The 20,026-nt window shown below is 42.4% G+C and carries 16 protein-coding genes; 8 read left to right on the top strand and 8 right to left on the bottom strand.

The window, feature by feature from the left end; genetic code table 11:
- The first annotated feature begins 96 nt into the window (after nt 1-96).
- From KQP93_RS03025 to KQP93_RS03010, 4 genes are all read left to right on the top strand, one after another.
- The gene (locus tag KQP93_RS03025; protein WP_217875770.1) at nt 97-918 is read left to right on the top strand and encodes a class I SAM-dependent methyltransferase; all 822 of its coding nucleotides are present in this window, start codon (nt 97-99) and stop codon (nt 916-918) included.
- Nucleotides 919-933: 15 nt separating this feature from the next.
- On the top strand, nt 934-2,220 hold the full coding sequence (purD, locus tag KQP93_RS03020) for a phosphoribosylamine--glycine ligase (protein WP_175078475.1): 1,287 nt from the start codon (nt 934-936) through the stop codon (nt 2,218-2,220).
- A 94-nt stretch (nt 2,221-2,314) separates the two neighbouring features.
- Nucleotides 2,315-4,813, top strand: a complete 2,499-nt coding sequence (locus KQP93_RS03015; protein ID WP_217875769.1) for an EAL domain-containing protein — start codon at nt 2,315-2,317, stop codon at nt 4,811-4,813.
- 46 nt (nt 4,814-4,859) lie between these two features.
- Nucleotides 4,860-5,669, top strand: a complete 810-nt coding sequence (locus KQP93_RS03010; RefSeq protein ID WP_217875768.1) for a DUF2797 domain-containing protein — start codon at nt 4,860-4,862, stop codon at nt 5,667-5,669.
- Here the strand turns inward: KQP93_RS03010 and KQP93_RS03005 are convergent.
- Entirely contained in the window at nt 5,666-8,170 is a 2,505-nt protein-coding gene (locus tag KQP93_RS03005; protein WP_217875767.1) for an EAL domain-containing protein, read from the bottom strand. The two genes, KQP93_RS03010 and KQP93_RS03005, sit on opposite strands and share 4 nt — an antisense overlap.
- Nucleotides 8,171-8,248: 78 nt before the next feature.
- On the opposite strand from KQP93_RS03005, the gene KQP93_RS03000 reads away from it, so the two are divergent.
- Nucleotides 8,249-8,542, top strand: a complete 294-nt coding sequence (locus KQP93_RS03000) for a DUF4144 domain-containing protein (RefSeq protein WP_217875766.1) — start codon at nt 8,249-8,251, stop codon at nt 8,540-8,542.
- On the opposite strand, the gene KQP93_RS02995 is transcribed toward KQP93_RS03000, so the two are convergent.
- The 6 genes from KQP93_RS02995 to KQP93_RS02970 form a co-directional block, all read right to left on the bottom strand.
- Nucleotides 8,539-9,459, bottom strand: coding sequence for a histone deacetylase family protein (locus KQP93_RS02995; protein WP_217875765.1), 921 nt, complete (start codon nt 9,457-9,459; stop codon nt 8,539-8,541). The genes KQP93_RS03000 and KQP93_RS02995 overlap by 4 nt on opposite strands.
- 68 nt (nt 9,460-9,527) lie before the next feature.
- Nucleotides 9,528-11,075, bottom strand: coding sequence for a serine hydrolase (locus tag KQP93_RS02990; protein ID WP_217875764.1), 1,548 nt, complete (start codon nt 11,073-11,075; stop codon nt 9,528-9,530).
- Nucleotides 11,072-11,587 carry a gamma-glutamylcyclotransferase family protein gene (locus KQP93_RS02985; protein WP_217875763.1) on the bottom strand — a complete coding sequence of 172 codons (516 nt, stop codon included), beginning with the start codon at nt 11,585-11,587 and terminating at the stop codon, nt 11,072-11,074. Before KQP93_RS02985 ends, KQP93_RS02990 begins: the two co-directional genes overlap by 4 nt.
- A gap of 7 nt (nt 11,588-11,594) precedes the next feature.
- Entirely contained in the window at nt 11,595-12,215 is a 621-nt protein-coding gene (locus KQP93_RS02980) for a LysE family translocator (RefSeq protein WP_217875762.1), read from the bottom strand.
- Nucleotides 12,216-12,221: 6 nt separating this feature from the next.
- Nucleotides 12,222-13,004, bottom strand: coding sequence for a hypothetical protein (locus KQP93_RS02975; RefSeq protein ID WP_217875761.1), 783 nt, complete (start codon nt 13,002-13,004; stop codon nt 12,222-12,224).
- Between the two features lie 3 nt (nt 13,005-13,007).
- Nucleotides 13,008-13,478, bottom strand: coding sequence for a CreA family protein (locus KQP93_RS02970; RefSeq protein ID WP_217875760.1), 471 nt, complete (start codon nt 13,476-13,478; stop codon nt 13,008-13,010).
- 103 nt (nt 13,479-13,581) lie between these two features.
- Between KQP93_RS02970 and KQP93_RS02965 the strand changes: the two genes are divergently transcribed.
- Together KQP93_RS02965 and KQP93_RS02960 are read left to right on the top strand one after the other, a co-directional pair.
- Nucleotides 13,582-14,169, top strand: a complete 588-nt coding sequence (locus KQP93_RS02965) for an outer membrane beta-barrel protein (RefSeq protein ID WP_217875759.1) — start codon at nt 13,582-13,584, stop codon at nt 14,167-14,169.
- Nucleotides 14,170-14,179: 10 nt separating this feature from the next.
- Nucleotides 14,180-14,509, top strand: a complete 330-nt coding sequence (locus KQP93_RS02960; RefSeq protein WP_054560998.1) for a 5-carboxymethyl-2-hydroxymuconate Delta-isomerase — start codon at nt 14,180-14,182, stop codon at nt 14,507-14,509.
- Here KQP93_RS02960 and KQP93_RS02955 read toward each other — a convergent pair whose 3' ends face one another.
- Nucleotides 14,510-16,639 carry a winged helix-turn-helix domain-containing protein gene (locus KQP93_RS02955; RefSeq protein WP_217875758.1) on the bottom strand — a complete coding sequence of 710 codons (2,130 nt, stop codon included), beginning with the start codon at nt 16,637-16,639 and terminating at the stop codon, nt 14,510-14,512.
- A 330-nt stretch (nt 16,640-16,969) separates the two neighbouring features.
- Here KQP93_RS02955 and KQP93_RS02950 point away from each other — a divergent pair, with 330 nt between their 5' ends.
- Nucleotides 16,970-19,990: a TonB-dependent receptor domain-containing protein gene (locus KQP93_RS02950; protein ID WP_217875757.1), complete on the top strand. Its 3,021-nt coding sequence runs from the start codon at nt 16,970-16,972 to the stop codon at nt 19,988-19,990.
- The last annotated feature ends 36 nt before the right edge of the window (nt 19,991-20,026 follow it).

The following is a 20,026-nucleotide window of genomic DNA, read 5'->3' as shown; positions in this document are numbered from 1 at the left end:
AAAGGGTTAAGCAAATAGCTTAACCCTTTTTGTTTGCCACAAATTCACGTATTCTGATTAATAATAATAATTACCCATATAATGAAGGAACAGATGATGAAATTTGCCGTAAAATCGTTACTCGTTGCCAGCCTAGCACTGACATCAGCACAGGCTTTAAGCCATTCTCATGAATCAGCGCTTACACAAGCCGTGCAATCAAGCGAACGTGATGCTAAAAATAGCGCACGTGATCAATATCGCCATCCAGTTGAGACTCTTGAGTTCTTTGGCTTTAAGCCAAACATGACAGTTGTTGAAATTGCACCTGGCGGTGGTTGGTACAGCGAAATTCTTGCGCCAGCTGTAAAAGGCCATGGTGTTTACTACGCGGCACATTTCCCTGCTGATTCTGACGTGGGTTATTACCAACGTTCATTAGCTGGTTTTAATAAAAAGATGAGCGATGACGCACGCTTCAGTGAAGTTAAACTAACTGAATTTGCGCCAGTAACACATCTTGATATTGCACCAGCGGGTAGCGCAGATCTTGTCTTAACATTTAGAAATGTACACAACTGGTACATGGGTAAAGATAAAGAAGGCGCGTTAAGTGCGTTTAAAGCATTTTATAAAGCACTTAAACCAGGCGGCACTTTAGGTGTGGTTGAACACCGCCTACCTGAAGCGCGCAGCGATGAAGATCAGAAATCATCAGGTTATATGAAGCAAAGCTATGTAATTGAAATTGCAAAGCAAGCTGGCTTTGAACTAGTGGCAAGCAGTGACATTAATGCAAACCCTCTTGATACAGCGGATCACCCTAAAGGGGTGTGGACACTACCACCACGTTTAGCACTTGACGAAAAAGACGCTGCTAAATATAAAGCGATTGGTGAGAGTGATCGTATGACGCTGAAGTTTAAAAAACCGCTATAAATAGGATTATACGCCATGAATGTACTTGTCATCGGCAGTGGCGGCCGCGAACACGCTCTTGCGTTTAAGGCTGCACAAAATACTAAAGTAAACACCGTTTTCGTTGCTCCTGGTAACGCAGGTACTGCACTAGAGCCAAAACTTGAAAACGTAGCTATCAACGTTGAAGACCTAGCAGGTTTAGTTACTTTTGCTAAAGAAAACAACGTTGAGTTAACTATTGTTGGTCCAGAAGTACCGCTTGTTTTAGGTGTCGTTGATACTTTCCGTGAAAACGGTTTAGCTATCTTCGGCCCAACAGCAGGTGCTGCACAGCTAGAAGGCTCTAAGTCATTCACTAAAGACTTCTTAGCACGTCACGACATTCCAACTGCTGACTACCAAACGTTTGAACAAATCGATCCTGCACTTGCTTACCTAAAAGAAAAAGGTGCGCCTATTGTAATTAAAGCTGATGGCTTAGCAGCAGGTAAAGGCGTTATCGTTGCAATGACTGAGCTTGAAGCTGAAGAAGCTATCCGCGATATGCTTGCAGGCAACAGCTTTGGTGAAGCGGGTAGCCGCGTAGTTATCGAAGAGTTCTTAGAAGGCGAAGAAGCCTCTTTCATCGTGATGGTTGATGGCAAAAACGTACTACCATTCGCTACTAGCCAAGACCACAAACGCGCTTACAACGGTGACCAAGGTCCAAACACTGGTGGCATGGGTGCATACTCACCGGCTCCAGTGGTGACTGATGAAATTCACCAACGTATTATGAACGAAGTGATCAACCCAACGGTTGAAGGTATGGCAAAAGAAGGCCACCCTTACACAGGTTTCTTATACGCAGGTTTAATGATCACCGCTGATGGTACGCCAAAAGTAATCGAATACAACTGTCGTTTTGGCGACCCTGAAACACAACCTATGATGCTTCGTCTTAAGTCTGACCTTGTTGAGCTTATCGAAGCGGCTAACCGTGAAGAACTAGATAAAACAGCAATCGAGTTCGACCCGCGTGCAGCAGTCGGTGTTGTATTAGCAGCAAAAGGCTACCCTGATAGCTACCCGAAAGGTGATGCAATCAGCGGCTTGCAAGTTACTTACCCTGAAGGTGAGAAAGTATTCCACGCAGGTACTAAGCAAGATGGCGAAAACGTTGTAACTGCTGGCGGTCGTGTGCTTTGTGCTACTGCACTTGGCAACACAGTAACCGAAGCGCAACAACGTGCTTATAAACTGGTTGAACAAATCAGCTGGGAAGGCATGGAATATCGTACTGATATCGCTTATCGTGCAATTGCTCGCGAACAGAATTAAGGTCAAACCAGTCTAATTCTGAAAAAAGCGCAGTTTATCTGCGCTTTTTTTATGCTACACTGTTAAGAACATTTACCTAGATAAAGAACTAATTTTGAATAATAAAGCACTGAAATATAACTTTGTTTCATTTCTTATTCTGACAATTTTGTTTTTTATCATTGCTACCCTAGCTGCACATTTAGCCAGCCCTACCCGCTACACCATAGATAAAACAGCCCCCATCTACAGTAATACAGCTTATCGAATAGATACCAGTAAAGCGCTGACTCTCGAGCAGTTTTTAGCTGAACCAGACAAACTTAAACAGCGCTCTTTTAAAGATGTTGAGTGGGATTTAGCGGCGCAAGATTATTGGTTAAAGCTTGATTTAGAAAACCGCCAAGCAAAGCCTGTTGAGCTGGCGATTCACTTTGATAACCCTATGGTTGATTATCTTAGCGTTTATCATGTTGATGATAAGGGCCAGCTTATAGATACAACCGAGTTGGGTGATAAAGTATCTGGCCTCAGTTTGTTTCAGTACAGTACACCGCACAGCATGCTCACCATGCAGGGCTATGAGCAAACATCACTCGTTATAAAAATTGATACGGTTGGGATTAGCAAAACGCCTATCAATATTTATGGTGAAAAAGAGTTTCAAGATTTACTACGTTCGCAATCAGGAATTTGGGGGATCTTCATTGGTGTGCTGATCATGGCTGCTCTGTATAACTTGGTATTATTTTTAGGGATCCGTGATCGCGTCTACCTTATTTATATAGGCTACATCATCTCAGCACTGTTACTTATGGGCTCAGTGCTCGGCTTTGGTTTTTATTTATGGCCGTTATCGTGGCAAGTCTTTTTTAATGAGCAAGTGGTGTTCAGTAACTACGCGATTGCATTTTTCACCGTCGCGTTTTGCACCATGTTCTTACGCTACCATAAAGACAATTGCCGCTTATACAAGCTCAGTATCAGCTTTTTAGCCCTGCTGTTTAGCCTCAGTCTTATCAGCTTTTTTATGCTGGAATACCATTCTTCAAAAATCTTTTTTGCCATCATGGTGCCGTTATACATTCTATGTATTTGCATGATTTACAAAAAGTTGGTGAGCGGTTTTCGGTGGGCAAAATTTTATGTCATGTCGTGGGTGCCACTGATTGTAGGCGCTGCCATTCAGCCTTTAGAACTAACGGGCTTTATTCCTTATAGCTTTGCAGTTAGGCACATATTTTTAGTCGCTATTCTCTGTGAGATTGTGCTTATGGCAATGGCGCTGGCAGATCGCGTTCGTTATCAACGTGAAAAAGCGCTGTATCATGCAACCCATACCCAACAAACTGAGCTACTCAACCAAGCAATGCTCAAACAAGCTTATATGGCGATTACCTCGGAGCATAGACTCGCTAATCTTTGTTTAGTGAAAATAGAGCAATTTAATGCCCTAATGAGCATTCTAAAGCCAAGCCAAAGCAGCCAAATAATTATTACTGTGGCTCAATCTTTAGAGCATCAAATTAATAAGAATAGGCAATTTATTAATTTAGAGTCAGCACTAGATAACAGTCCAAAAGTGGCTGACTTAGGCAATGGTGTACTGGCTTTCATTTCTACCAAAATTCAATCACAAGCAGAGCTACACCAAGAACTGAGCAACTTATGCAAACAGCTGCCTAAGCAATATAAAGTGGCAGGCTTAGACCTGCAGCTTTACTACCGCTATAGCATTACCGAACCGGTTAATGATGATGGCTTTGATATTTGGCTACAACGTGGCTACTTAGGGTTGTCACAAAAGCAGCAAAACATCGACTTTACTACACCGCATATCGATATGGATGTCAGCCTTGCCGCTGAGTTACAACAAGCAATGCGAAGCAATACCTTAGCCATTTACTTACAGCCCATTATTAATTTACGCAGCGGTGCTATCTGTGGCGCAGAGGCATTGTTACGCTGGCCTACAGCGGGTAAATACCTGGACATTGAGCAACTCATTTTATTGGCTGAACGTACTGGCTTAATTAACGAGTTGAGCTTATGGGTGATTGATCAGGCTTGCCTAGCAGCTGCCCAGCTTAATCGACAAGGCTATCGCGAGCATACCATTAGCGTTAATTTAAGTGCCAAGAATCTAGCTATCCCTAAGCTTGTCGAAAAAGTCGAAAACACCATTTTAAAACATGGCATTACTGCGGATCAGTTAAAGTTTGAATTAACTGAGTTTGCGCTTATCAAAAACCATGATGAAATGGTTAGCTTTATCAGTGAACTCAATAGACTCGGTAGCAAGGTGGTACTCGATGATTTTGGTACTGGTTATTCGTCGCTAAACTACTTAGTAAATTATTCATTTAGCACGATTAAAGTCGATAAGAGCTTTATTCTTGATTTAGTGAATAACACCACCAACCAGGTAGTGGTAAAAACGGCTATTGATATGGCCCATAACCTTGATATGAATATCACCATCGAAGGCATTGAAGACCAAGAAACAGAAAAAATGCTGATCAAGATGGGCGCAGATCAAGGGCAAGGCTATTATTACAGCAAAGCGGTACCGATTAATGAGTATCTAAGCTTTATTGCCTCACAATTTAAATAGGCCGTGTTACACTGCCCTTTTTAACATCTTTAGGGGCCATGTAAAGATGCAAGGTACGATCAAAAAATTAAAGTCGACACTGACCTCTCCTGTCGAATATCAATTACCTATCGGTGATGAGCTAGTTTCATTAAATGACTATATTGGTAAGCCGCTCACACTGACTTTTACCGGCAATATTTTTTGCTGTAACTGTGGTAAGAAAACCAAGAAAAGCTACTCTCAAGGCCACTGTTTTGTCTGTATGCGCAAACTGGCTAGCTGTGACATGTGTATCATGAAACCTGAAACGTGCCACTTTGATAAGGGCACCTGTCGTGAGCCACAGTGGGGTGAAGAAAACTGCATGATCCCGCATTACGTGTATTTAGCCAACACTTCAGGCCTAAAAGTAGGTATTACCCGCCATACTCAAATTCCTACACGCTGGATTGACCAAGGTGCGACGCAAGCTTTACCTATCTTCAAAGTACAAACCCGTCTTCAATCGGGTTTAGTTGAGGTTGCCTTAGCCGAATTTATTGCTGATAAAACCAATTGGCGAAACATGCTAAAAGGTCAATCTGAAGCGATTGATTTAAAAGCTGCTGCTGCAGAGTTGATCCCACAAATTGATGCTAAGTTAAGTGAACTTGCAGAGCTATTTGGCGCAACAGCCATTGAAAAGCTCGATGAAGATGTAGTTGAGCTAGACTACCCAGTAAGTGAATACCCAAGCAAAATCAGTTCTTTCAATTTTGATAAAGCACCAGAAGTATCGGGTATTTTAAAAGGCATTAAAGGCCAGTACTTAATTTTTGATACTGGCGTCATTAATATTCGTAAGTTCACTTCTTACGAAATTAGCCTAGCTTAGGCACTTTTTTCGCTATTGAGATAAAAATCATACCATTGCTGCTTCGCTATTGGGCGGCAAAAGTAATAGCCTTGAATGGTATCGCAGTTAAGTGAACGTAAGTAATTTAACTGCTCTACCTTCTCTACCCCTTCTGCGACAACATGAATACTCAAGCTTTTCGCAAGGCTAATAATCGCCGTAACAATTTCACTATTACCGTATTCATCGGGCACTTTTGCGATAAAACTGGCATCTATTTTTAACGTATCAATTGGCAGTTTAGTTAAGTAACTTAAAGCCGAGTAGCCCGTGCCAAAGTCATCTAACGTTATATGCACACCTAACTTTTTAAGCGCGAGTAACTCTTGCTTAGCCTCACTAAAGTGGCTGATAAAACAGCTTTCAGTGAGCTCTACTTCAAGCTTGTGTGGGTCTACATCGTAACGCTCAAGTAAGCGCTCAACATTCGACGCTAATTGCCCCTGACGTAAGTGATTTGCCGAGATATTAATTGCTAAGCGCCCTGCTTCAATGCCTTGTTGCTGCCATTTTTCTAACTCTTTACACGCTTGCTCGATGACCCATAAATCAAGTTTCACAATTAGGCCTAGTTCTTCAGCAAGGGGAATAAACTTAGCGGGTGATATCACCCCAAGGTTTGGCTCATGCCAACGTAAGAGAGCCTCTACCCCTAAAATTTTGCCTGAATTTAACTCCTGCTTAGGTTGGAAATAAAGCTCAAATTCATCACTTTCAATGGCTCCTTGTAACCGGCTCATCATTGCCAATCGCTCTAAAGAGCGTGCATTCATCGCAGGTTTGAATAATTGAAATGAATTACGTCCCACTTCTTTAGCACGGTACATAGCAATATCAGCATGCTTGAGCAGTGTAGCGCTATCTACGCCATCATCAGGGTAAACTGCAGCGCCAATAGAAGCTGTAATTGCAACCACATGCTCGTTAATGGCAAGCGGCATACTCACTTGCTGCAATACTTGTTCGGCAAAGTTGAGCAGCGTTTCAACCCGATTTACTTCGCATAATAAAACAAACTCATCGCCACCTAAGCGCGCAAGAGTATCCCCTTCAGGTAGAATTGATAAAATACGCTCTGCCACTTGCTGCAATAAGTTATCACCAGCGTCATGCCCTAAGCTGTCGTTAACCTCTTTGAAGCGGTCTAAGTCGATAAACATCACTGCTAATAGATCGTGGTTTCGTTTGGCAGAACTCAGTGCAATAGAGAGTCTGTCATGAAATAAGCGTCGATTAGGCAGGCCGGTTAATTCGTCGTAATAGGCAAGCTGGGCAATTTTTTCTTCGGCACGTTTGCGTTCTGTAATGTCGCTAAAAATTGCCGCATAAAGCACTTCATCAAAGTTAGGGTCTTTAATCTGGATAATGGTGAGCCACTCTACAAACTCTTCACCATCTTTTTTGCAATTGCAGATCTCCCCTTGCCAGACCCCTTCGTATTCAATGGCATGCCACATTTTTTGATAAAACGAACGGCTATGTTTTGTAGAGCTTAAAATATTGGGACGCTTACCGATTACCTCATGCTCAGCAAAGCCGGTCAGTTTAGTAAAAGCAGGGTTAACTTGAATAATAGTGCCGTCTTTACGGGTTAACATAATGCCATCGAGTGAGGCATCAATAATTTTATTTGCTAAAAACAAGTTACGTTGTGATTTTTGCAAAGCAATATCACGCTGCTCAATAGCACGCTCCAGCTCGCAGCAATAAGCTGACTCAATCTCTGTGATCAAATCAGCAAATGAAATCACCCCGCAAATTTCATCATCTCTGACCACCAAATGACGCACATTACGCTCTGTCATAGTGCGATACGCATCAAATAAACTGCTTTCACAATCAATTTCAATGAGCGGGTAGCTGGCATATTGCCAACAAGGATTTAGCCACTCGGTTTGAATGATCAGCTCAACAATATCACGCTGAGTAATAATACCGTGCAGTTCAAGCTCTCGGTTATAAACCAGTACACTATCAAGGCGGCCAGCGCGCATCAGTTGCACAACCTCTTCTATCGGTGTTTGCGCATCAACTATCTCTAGGTCAGTGCGATACTGCTCATGAATAGGTCTAAATTGTAAGTAGTGGTCCAAACCTTGGTTATGCACAATATCAGATAAGTTCAACATACCTGCAGGCTGATTCTCACTATCCATCACCAATAAATGACGAATGCCATGCTGTTGAAAACGCAGGGTTGCATCACTGACTGAGCATTGATTTGGCACTGTAATAACAGGCGCCGACATGACCTCGTGAATGGCAAGGTTCTTATAGAGCGGGCTGCTGATGTCAATTTTCAAACAATCAGCCTCAGTCCAAATACCAACAACAGAGTGCTCATGCTTGATAAAAATCGCCGTCACATTGTGAACATGCATCAACCTTACCGCATCGACCAAAGGTGTATGCGCAGGACACGATACCAGCTTTTGCGAAAAGACATCACTCACCTTTTGATGCCGTCTTGGTTGATTCATAAGTCGACTTTCCTAGTTCTTACATGAATTGGCAATTATAATCATTTCAACCTATGCAACTTTGACGCAGGACAATAAATGCGCTCATCATTTCCTAAGATTTTTTTTTCAGACCATGAATTAGCATTAGTTGAAGACGAAGCCGATATAGAAAGCTTTTTGTATGGCTTGAGTGAAGAGCAGCAACATGAAGCGATGCTACTTTTGGCAACAGGGCAGTATGTCAACTTGCAGGGAGAAAGCGTAAAAGCATTAACTGACGTTGAGCTTGCTAATAAAGTGACTGAGCACCTAGCACAAGAGGGAGTATGCTGTTTAAGTAAGGTTATTCGGCTTACACCAACGCAAGCCTTTGCGATGCTGGCAGATTAAGGCGCATCCACCAGCGCTTTAATGTGCGCAACAGCACTGCGGCCAAGGGCTGATAAAGCATACCCCCCTTCAAGATAAGAGATAATCCCTTTGCAATCATGCTGCTGACAGAACTCAGCTAATTGCGTGGTTAGCCAGGCGTAATCGTCTTCAACAAACTTCAAACTTGCCATGTCATCTTCAAGGTGAGCATCAAACCCGGCGCTAATAAACAATAGTTCAGGTTTAAATTCATTGAGTTTTGGCAGCCACTGCTCAAGGTAAACAGCTTTTAAGTCATTACCATCACTGGCAATTGGCAGCGGTGAGTTCACTAAAGTCGCGTTATTTTCAACAGCGGTATTAGGGTAAAACGGGTGTTGGAACAATGAACAAAACAACACATTATCATCATCTAAAAAGATATCTTGTGTGCCGTTGCCATGGTGTACATCAAAGTCCAAAATAGCGATACGTTTAACACCTTTGCTTTGCGCGTACTTCACGGCAATGGCTAGGTTATTAAAAACGCAAAATCCTGCAGAGGTACTGCGGTTTGCGTGATGCCCTGGTGGTCTAACCGAGCAAAATGCGGCATCCAGTTTATCAGCAAGAATTTCATCAACGGCGAGTAATCCAGCACCAACGGCTCGTTCAATCGCTTTCATTGAATCTGGGCACAGCCAAGTGTCGCCGTCTAATTCAGCAAGCCCTTCAGCGGGAATTGTTTGCTCTACATGGCTTACCAAAGGTTCATCATGAGCACGTAAAAAATCGTCGCGGCTGGCTTTAGGAGCTTGTAAGTGAGTAATTGCTATATCAACACCACTTGCTAGCAAGCGGTCGGTGATCACATCTAAACGCGCAGGGCATTCGGGGTGATCCTCAATCATTTTATGTTTACGACAAAATGGATGTGAGATAACTGCCGTTCTCATAATACGCTCCTTGAATTATTTTCCCCCAGTATAACAAAGCCACCTAATGGTGGCTTTGCGACTTTGGTTTACTTTTTAGCGCGTAAATCTAAATTCCTAAAGTCAAAACTAAAGTCTGTAACCGCCGTTGAGACAGCACGCATTTTTGCGCTACTCACTCGATTATCTGGGCTCATTTGAAACTCAATGTAAGCATCTGCTTCAAGTAACTTTTCATCCCACTTCACAATAAACGTATTGCCGGTGTAATGCTCAAGCTGACCTTTCAAACGCTTTGTATGAGTAAAATCAATACGTAGCTGACCATTTAACTCCTCGATTACCACATCACCATACCAGTTATCGTGCAGAGTCCCTGTGTAGTTGATGTTTGGTAGTTTCGCTTGATAATCAGCAGGTGTTTCTGGTTTTGCATTTGCGTAAGCTTCTTTTTTACCTTCAAAGTGCTTTTTAGCAAGGTCTTCAACCCAGTCTTTATCTTCAAGCTCTAATGCATCTTCTAATACTTCATAGGTCACCGCAGAGAGCGCACTGAATGCTTGCTGGTTACTAAGAATAACAATACCGAGGTTTTTCTCTGGTAATAATGTCACTTGAGACACCATACCTAAGATACCACCACCATGGCCTAGCTTTTTAATGCCGTGGAAATCTTCAATGCTCCAGCCTAAACCATAACCTCTAAATTGTTGGTGGTAAGCTTCATAAGCACTTTTTGATGCCATTGACGTAATGTGCGGGTGCCACATTTGTTGCTGCTGCTTTTCAGTAAATAATTGCTGGCCATTTGGCATTTTGCCATGTGCAAGCTGCGTGCGTAGCCATTGGCTCATATCGCTTACGCTTGATGCAATCGCACCAGCGCCACGGAAATCTTCAAGGTAGTTCACAAAAAATGGGTGTAATTGGCCATCCATTGGAATATGGCCCGTCGCCCAGTTTTTATTGCTACTAGGGATACGTGAAAAACCTGCGCGTGAGTTTTTCATATCAAGTGGCTGAAGAATATTTTTCTCGATGTAATCATTCCAGCTCATACCAGATACACGGGCTACCACCTCACCGGCTGTTACAAACATTAAATTGTTATAGGCGTATTTACTGCGAAAGCTACTCGCTGGTTTTAAGTATTTTAGTCCTGCGATAATTTCGTCAATCGATTTGTCAGTATCTGGCCAAATCATTAAATCGCCTTGCCCTAAACCCAAACCGCTACGGTGGCTTAATAAATCGCGAATAGTCATTTCACGTGTTACGTAAGGGTCATACAGACGAAACTCAGGAAGATGATCAATTACTTTGTCATCCCAGCTAAGCTTACCTTCATCAATTAATTTAGCTAACGCTGCTGCGGTAAATGCTTTGGTGTTTGACGCGATACCGAATAAGGTGTCTTTATTTACTTTTTTACCGGTATCAAGGTGAGATACACCAAACCCTTTTGCTAACACGACTTGGTCATTTTCAACAATCGCTACAGCCATACCTGGTACGTCAAAACGTGCCATTGAGGTTTCGATTACTTTTTCAATTTTTTTTGTATCAATATCGGCATAACTGTAAAACGAACAGCTCGATAACAGCGCCGCTGCAACGGCTAATTTACGAAATATCATAATATCCCTTGGTGATTTTTATTGTTGTGAATAGCGAACTCTTTCGCTGCTCGGGTTTTATCTGGATCATCGCAACTTGGTCTTGCGAGTATTGCTTCACTGTAATGATTTGGTACACCTGCTTCAAGCGCTCCGCGATGAACATGCTGAAGATACCAGTCGAATGGCAGTAAAGACTCATCTAAGGTGTTAGCGATATAACAATGGGCAGCAAGTTGCTCGCCTTCTAGTAGTTCAACAGTGATATCTACGCAGTCATAACGTGGCCCTTCGATATCATCAAGAATCGACTTTTCAGCTTTGTTTAACTGATACACAACGCCATATACCAAGGCATCTGGCTGATCTGTTTTGCGCACGCTACACTTTGCAGAGCCGTCGGTACTTACCATATCAAACGTCAGCTCATAGCCCTTTAAAATAGCCGTGCCAACCCGTTTTGCTTCAGGTAACCTTGCCAACAATCGACTCGATGACATATTTGACCCAAATGAAAAGTTATATAGCGTCATACTTACCTCACACAACAACGCGAATAGCTAAGGCAATTAAGATCACGCCAATGCCTCTATCAAACCAGTATCCGCTTTTTAAAAAAAATGCTCGCACTGATGCTTTTGTTAACACCAATGATAAAAATGAAAACCACAGCCAAGTCGCCATTGCCATATACACGCCATAACCAGCCTGCACTACAACAGGTGTTTCAGGGCTTATTACAAGAGTAAACAGCGACATAAAAAACAGTGTTGCTTTGGGATTAAGGGCATTGGTAAAAAAGCCGCGTCGAAATGCTTTATACACAGATTCAGGATCAGCAGGGGCAAGGGTTTGCTGTTTACTATCGCTAGGTTTTGCGCTTCGTAAAGCTTGCACACCTAAGTATGCCAAATAAGCCCCCGCAAGGTATTTTAAAGCCATGAATAAGCTAGGTGACTGGGATAAAATTAATGCCACACCTAATACACAATAAGCAATATGCAGCAAAATAGCCGCACCAACCCCAGCACTGGTCCACAGCGCATTTTTACGACCCTGTTGAATACTTTGTTTGAGTACAATTGCAAAGTCAGGGCCAGGGCTTGCTACCGCAAAAAAGTGAGCGATGGCTATCAATAAAAACTCATCTAAATACTGCACTCAATATTACCCTACTGCTTGTTCATCTAATGCTAATAACAACGGATTTGCACTGTCAAAAACCTGCGCTTTAATTTGCTTTTGCGCTTTTTTATATTGGCTGCGTAAATGGGGCTTTAAAAACTTCTTCGACTGATTATCCCCTTTAAAATGCGTAACCAACGCATGCATAAACAGCGTTTGTGGCTCAGTCAGCGCTGCTTGGCGATTAGCATAAGGGTTATAACCGCAGCCACAGCCCCCTTTAAATTGATACACCGTATTACTCATCATCACCCCAAAGCCTAAATAGCATGCCAACGCATCGCTTGCTTGCGGTAAGTACTCTTTACCGCCGGGAGGTAAGACACCCACATGGTGAATCAAAATGGTTGCTAAGGTACCAGCAAAACTTGCGACTAAATCTTGCGGTTGATTGATTTGGTTTGGGTTAAACGAGATATTCACCGGATGATTTGCCGGCACAATTAAACTCGCCTCGCTACCGCGTAAATTGTCTAGAAATTCAAAATGCGGAAACACCTGAGGTGTAAGCCCAGATGGCGCAACTAAGTTAATTGGCCACGCTTGCATCCCAGCATAATCAACAACTCGACTAAATACCTTTTCAGCCATTTCATTGACGCTCGACACCCTATCCGGAAAAAACTGCCCGCTAGGTAAAATGATTTGCGTGTGCTTTAAAAAATATTCACTATCAAAGTGTTCAACTGCCCATAAAAAGGTATCGATTAACCACTGCTGCTCTTGCTCATCAATGAGTGGGGCCGACTTAAATAACGCTAACATAAATTACTCTTGTGATTGTGCCCATTGCCATGCATCCGTATTGTAAAGAGGCACAGTTGATAAAGCATGATGATGACTACCGCTCGACTCTTTCGTTGAATAAGACAAATATAAAAGTGTGCGTGTTGGCGCATCATAAATACGACGAACTTTTAACGACTTAAACAAAATACTTTTCGATGATTTAAATACCACTTCGCCTGATTTACTGCGGTCAATTTGTTGTAATTGGTCAGCGGTAATGGGGCCTGTTTGACGACAGGCAATAGACATATCGGATGGATCAGCAAAATCAAGGTTCGCTTCAATATGGCTAATGTGACAAGTTACACCGCTGATCAGCGGGTCTTGTTGTGATACCACTTTAATATCTTTGGTCGTGAATAACCCTAAACTCACCGAAGCAGCATCATCCGAGCAACCGCTCAACAAAAACAGTGGCGCAGTAAGTGCAGCTAATTTTAGTAACTTCATCCTAGTGTTCCTTATTAAAAAGCGATAGTTGTCCGTTTACAACGATTTGCTTGCTATGTTTCAATACTATCTCAAAATATCTTCAACAACGAGCACCTAAACAATGAAAAAATCGCTTGGTTTACTGTGTTTAATGTTCTTAAGTAGTACCGCTCACGCTGACTACTCTATAAGCGCTGGTTTTGGCAAAAACTTTACTAACTCGGTTCAAACCGAAGAAAACCTTAAAATTGAGCTTGAGGATGACAGCCATTTTACTGTCAGTCTAGATAGAACCATTGATAATGCTCGTTATGGGTTCTTTTATTCAGCAACCGAACTTGATATGAAAGACCAAACCAACAAGCAAGTCGAGATGCAATACCTGCTTTTTCAAAGTGCCGTAGAAGTGCCATTAGCTGATCGTGTGGTTGGGTTTGTTGGTGCCCAAATTGGCGCAAATCACGTCAGCACTGACTTTGCCGACTCTGATACATATTTTACCTCTGGCCTTTATGCTGGCGCAGATTATTTATTTACTGAAAGAGCACGGGTTTATGTTGAAACTCGCTGGCTGGCAACTATTGTAAATAATGCAAGTAACGTATCGTGCACATTGCCAACATCAGAAGACAATCAATGTCTATGGCACTTTGATGGTGATGTGTTAAACCAATTTCAGACAAACATCGGTTTTAGTTACCGCTTTTAAGGAAGACCCCATGCCGCACATTGTTATAGAACACTCAGAAGACTTGCCAATTCTGCCACAAGTGTTAGTTGAAAAAGTTCACCAAGCCGTTTTTGACTCAGGCTTATTTGAGCTTTCGACCATAAAGACTCGTGCAATTGCTTATCAGCATTACGAATTAGGTGAAGGCAAAGATGGCTTTATTCACATCGGCGCATCAATCATGGCTGGCAGAACCATAGAGCAAAAGCAAATGCTCAGTGAGCAATTACTAAGTTGCTTAAGAACATACTGCCGCCGCTCGTATAGCTTAAGCGTTAATATTTACGATATGGATGCTGACATCTACCGTAAGTGTTAACTACTTTGGTAAATAGGCTGCGGGTAAGCGCTTGATTTCTATCTCAGGCGATAAGTACGCTGTGTAAACTAGCCAACGCTCATTGGGTATGTAGGTCAAGCCCGATGAGCGACTATAAGCTCGCTCCGGTAAAGCAATTAAATCATGATGCTGCTTAGTTGCTAAGTCATAGTAGCTAATACGGTAATCACCTAAGCGTTCTTTATAATAATAAATACGCCCCTCATGATACGCGTTCTTTGCCACCAGCAACCATGCATAACTGCGCGCCAACTTAACATCGTTCACCAGCATTTCTTCAACACCCGTATCATGATGTTTTATCCAAATAGCATGGCGCGAGTTGGTAAATAAAATATCCCCTGATGGTGTTCCAACGCCATATTGCGCTGGCACGTCAACAGCTTTACCTAGGCTTTTACCTGTTAAGTCATAACGGTAAAGGTAGTCACCATCAGACACTAAAATATGCTGGCTATCAGCGCTGAACTTGGGTTTAATTGCATGACTAAATGGCAGTTTGATTTGCTGGCTTTGCTCTACTTTGAAATCATAAATATATAAGCGGGTGCTGCCATTGTCATACAATGAAAACAAAATATAGCGTCCATCGGCTGACCAGGTTGGATCACGAACTTCTCCCGTGTTATGAGCAAAGTCAGTAAGCTGCTTTCGCGAGCTGCTATCGGGGTTAACAATCCAAAGCTGTGAACTGCCTGATTCATTCGACACATACAGCAGTTTATTTTGCTGCTGATTATATTCAGGGAATAGCGAGCTAAAATTGGTCGACAACATAGAAAACGGCGAGTTGGCCACTTGTTCGTCTATTTTCAGACGCGTGATCACCTTATCTAAATCCCACTGATGGTAATAAACACTGCCATCGCTACTGTAATTAGGTGAACTCATGCCCGCAATTTGTGTGTTGATTAGGGTTTGATTCTTAATGTCAAAGAAGTAGCCATACCGTTTACCGCCCTCAACTGCACTAAACGCCAATTGCTCTTTAGATGGATGCCAATCTACACCATGAATATCAACAAAATCATGAGTTAGCCGTTGGCTTTGCCCTGTTTTTACATCTATTAAAAACAGCGCTTTTTGGTTGTTTTTAACATTACGCGTAACCACAATTCGCTGTGCATCTGGCGAAAATGACACTGACTCATACACAGTTTCGCAGTCATCATTACAAGGAATAACTGTTTCTTTTGTATGTTTTGCCTGTAAATCGAGCAGTTTGATACGAGTGACATAGTCACCAGACTCGCTAGTGTGATCAGCAATGTAGGCCAAGATTTTACCATCACTACTGATATCAAGATCAGGCGCATAGTTATTACTGCACTCCCCTAACACGACACTGGTGGCATTTACCAAAGAGAGTTTTACAATTTCACAGACATCAGAGACCATACGGTAATAATATAATGTGTTTGCATCTGGGCTAAACACAGAGCGCCCTTCTGTAAACGGTGAGTCCGTTAATTGCTTTGCTGGGTGCTCAGGAAAATGTAAATCACGTAAATATAGGTTATTTGGTTTACCAAGCTGTCGCCATGAATACACCAAATAGTGCTGATCATCAGAAATTGAAGGATATATTTCACGACCAGGGCTTGCCGTCACGCTTTCGATGCTATTAAGCGGCAACACAAATCTTGAGTTAGTTTGCTTTGCAGGCGAAGAGAACAACCAATACATCGCAACCAAGCTAATGACACACAAAGCCACAAACAGCTGGCGTATTTGTGCAGCTGTGATATTAAAGCCCACTGAGTTCTCTTTATCGGCTGTATCTATTGGCTCAGGCTTTAATAAAACGCGATAACCCGTTTTACGTAGTGTCTCTATGTAAGTTTGTTCTGGGTCGAGTTCCTTAAATGCTTTTCGCAGATGCCAAATAGCATTTGTTAAGGCTTTTTCACCCACGTAAAAATTGCCTTCCCATACATGATTAATGAGCTCTTCACGGGTGATGGGTTCGGGGTAACGCGCCACTAAGCAAGCTAACAACTCAATAAACTTAGGCTGCAAAAGCTGTTCACTACCATTGCAGATCAGTTTATTTTCGAGTGGGTTAACAATACATGAGCCCAGCTGATAAACGCGATTAGATGTTTCCATTTACTCTAAATAAAACCCCATTTTAGAAGTACAGCAGTATAAAGCCCTATCAATTTATCGTAAAAGCAGCCCTTTCACCAGCTTTAACGTTGCAAAACAGTTAACAATGAACATTTCTTAAACCACTGATTTTAAATAAATAGATATTCAATAGATATAAAATAGAGACATAAACGAGCCACCTAAGATTGTAGTTAGGTTCACATTTCTATAAAAATTTTTATGTCAATACCGACCAACCAGAGTGTTGCTCACTGTAAATTTTAACTGCCCTTAAAAAGAGCATCACTCTGGTTCTAAAAACTAAAAATAAAACAACTAGGAACGCCTGTGAGAAATCTACTAACCAAACCTTGTGCTATTGCACTTGCTGTTGCCAGTGGTTTTAGCCAACATGCATTTGCCAATGAGGCTGAGATTGCCCGCCCTGCCAACACCACTCCAGCAGCTAATGAACAAACTGAAGAGCCTGAAAAAATCGTTGTTACGGGTTCACGTATTAAACGCGATAGCTTTTCAATTCCAACACCACTGGTCACAATGGACCGCGAAGCCATTGCCGATACAGGTTTAACCAACTTATCAGATATTTTGGTTGATAACATGCCTGCTCTTAGTGAGAGCATAGGTAATACCACCAGCCAATCAAGTGTTTCAGCGACCGGTTTATCAACGGTTCAACTTAGAGATTTAGGCGCTAACCGTACCCTGACACTGATTGATGGTCGTCGTGTTGTTTCAAACAGCTACAGTGGCAACTATGTCAGTTTAAATACCATTCCTAGCGGTATGGTTGAGCGCGTGGAAATAATCAGTGGCGGTGCATCTGCAACCTATGGTGCCGATGCCGTAGCCGGTGTGGTGAATATTATCACCCAATCAAAAAAAGAAGGCTTTGATTTTAAGGCGAACACTGGTGAAACCACCGATGGCGGCGGTAAAGAATTTACCCTTGATTTAAACTACGGTACCTCGTTTGCTGAAGATCGCGGTTACGCCTATTTCAGTGCCAACTGGGACCGTGATTTCGGCATGACTTTTTACGATCGTAAACGCGCACAAATTGAAGATAGTTATGATTACGATCCAGATCGCATGTGTAATGTAATGCAAACAGCAAATGGCGATCAATGTATGCGTGACATCACGCAAGCTGATTGGGTTAGCAAAAGTGATGGTATTCCGGGCGGTGTATTCTTAGAAAATAAAAACAACGACACACAATTTTGGTATGACGGTCAAACTCTACGTGATGACTGGAAAGGCAACGAAGAAATTTACGGTGTGAATTCAAATCAATACGTGATGCTTGATGTACCAAGCGATAACGTATCTGCTGCAGTTAAAATTGATTACGACTTAACTGACGATGTAATGTTTTACGCGCAAGTTCAATACAGTGAAAGTGGCTCTTTTAACAATAAATCGCCTGAAGATGAATACGAAGGTGCGTATGTACCGCGTTACGACCCTACTACGGGCGAGCCCCTTGCAGATGTAGCACCAGGTTACATCCCAATCGACAACCCATATGTTCCGCAAGAAATCCTCGATGCCAACCCATATAAAGATCGTATTTATTGGGATCGCCGCTTCAGTGAAGTGGGTAATATCAGCACTGATAATACCCGTAAAACCATTCGTAGTTGGGCAGGTCTTCAAGGCACATTATTTAACGACGAGTGGGACTGGGATCTATCTGCAAGTTATGGTCGTTTTACTCAACACCAAATTCGTAGCAATGAATTAAATACCGTAAAACTTAATCAAGCTTTGCAAGCAGAAGAATTAGCAGATGGCACCATTCAATGTATTGATGAAGCTGCTCGCGCTGAAGGATGTGTACCAATTAACTTATTTGGTGAAGGCTCTATCACCGAAGAGATGGCAGCTTGGATCCGCACTAATCCAATTATTGATACCGAAATAAAACAATACGGCGTGGTCGGCTACGTAGCAGGTGATTTATTTGAATTACCAGCAGGATCTGTATCTGCTGTATTTGGTGGCGAATACCGTAAAGATAGCCAAGACCTGTCAACCAGCGACGACATGAAAGCAGGCGGTATTACCTTCAACTATGTACCAAATTTTTATGGTGAAGTTGAGGTCTATGAAGCCTTTGCAGAGCTTGCGATCCCACTTTTAAAAGATGCTCCTTTAGCAAAAAATTTAAGTGCAGAAACTTCATTACGTTTAGCTAACTACAGCATGGAAAACGTCAATACTGTTGCCAGCTACAAACTAGGTATATTTTGGGAGCCAGTTGAAGGCTATGCATTTAGAGCGAACTACGCCCGAGCTCAACGTGCGCCAACGATCACCGAGCTTATGTCACCAGCACGTGGCGATTACGACAGCTATGATGATATTTGTGACGGTTTAACGGCAACATCAACTAAACCAGGTCACGATAACTGCCGCAAAGAGCCTACTTTAGCTGCACAACTTGCTGCTGATCCAGACTTTGAATTTAGCGATGAGAACAACAGTTACTCTCCAGGGGCAGGTAACGAAAATCTAAAAGAAGAAACCGCTGATACTTATACCTTTGGTGTGACAGTGGCTCCTGCCTTTTTAGAAAACTTTAATCTTGCCGTTGATTACTACGATATTGCTATTGTTGATGCGATTTCGCAGATCAGCAATGAAAACATCATGCGTGAATGTTATGACTCAGAAGCAGCATGGGGTGAAGACAACGTATTTTGTAATGACATTACCCGTAATAGCGAAGGTAACATTATCAAAATTCTTCAGCGTCAATATAACCTCGATGAGCTAACTGCTCGTGGCTATGATGTGGTTGCACAGTACAAATTAGACTTAGATAACCTAGGTCAGTTGTCATTTAAGCTAGATTACAACCATGTAATCGAAAACTCGCAAACTTATGAAGGCCTTGATGGGAGTTTAGTAACCAGTCACTACGCAGGTTACGGCAGCAGCAAAGATAAAGCCTCAATGTCGCTTACATGGCGTAACGATAACTTGCGTATTCGCTGGCGCACAAATTACTTAGGCTCGTTTAAAGCAAGCCAGAGTCTTGAAGAAGACTATCAAGAGTATATTGCCGAAAACGATGCCCGCTGTGAAGCTGGTGCAGATACTTGTATAAGTAATCCAGAAAAACTTGCCTACCAAGATTATGGCTCGTTCTTAAAACACAGCCTTTCCGCGTCTTACACCATGTCACTTGGTGAGCAGAGCCAATTGCGCGTATTCGGTGGTGTGAATAACGTGTTTGATAATAAAGGTGACTTTTATCCATATGGCCGTGGTAACTACTACAGCGCATACGGCGGTGGTGCTGGTCGCTACGTATATGTAGGTGCTCAATATAGCTTTTAACTGTTTCATATGAAGATCCCCAGCTAGGCTGACAAC

This window comes from Pseudoalteromonas shioyasakiensis (genome assembly GCF_019134595.1).
Lineage (GTDB): Bacteria > Pseudomonadota > Gammaproteobacteria > Enterobacterales > Alteromonadaceae > Pseudoalteromonas > Pseudoalteromonas shioyasakiensis_A.
This window is presented reverse-complemented; position numbering and strand designations above follow the sequence as displayed.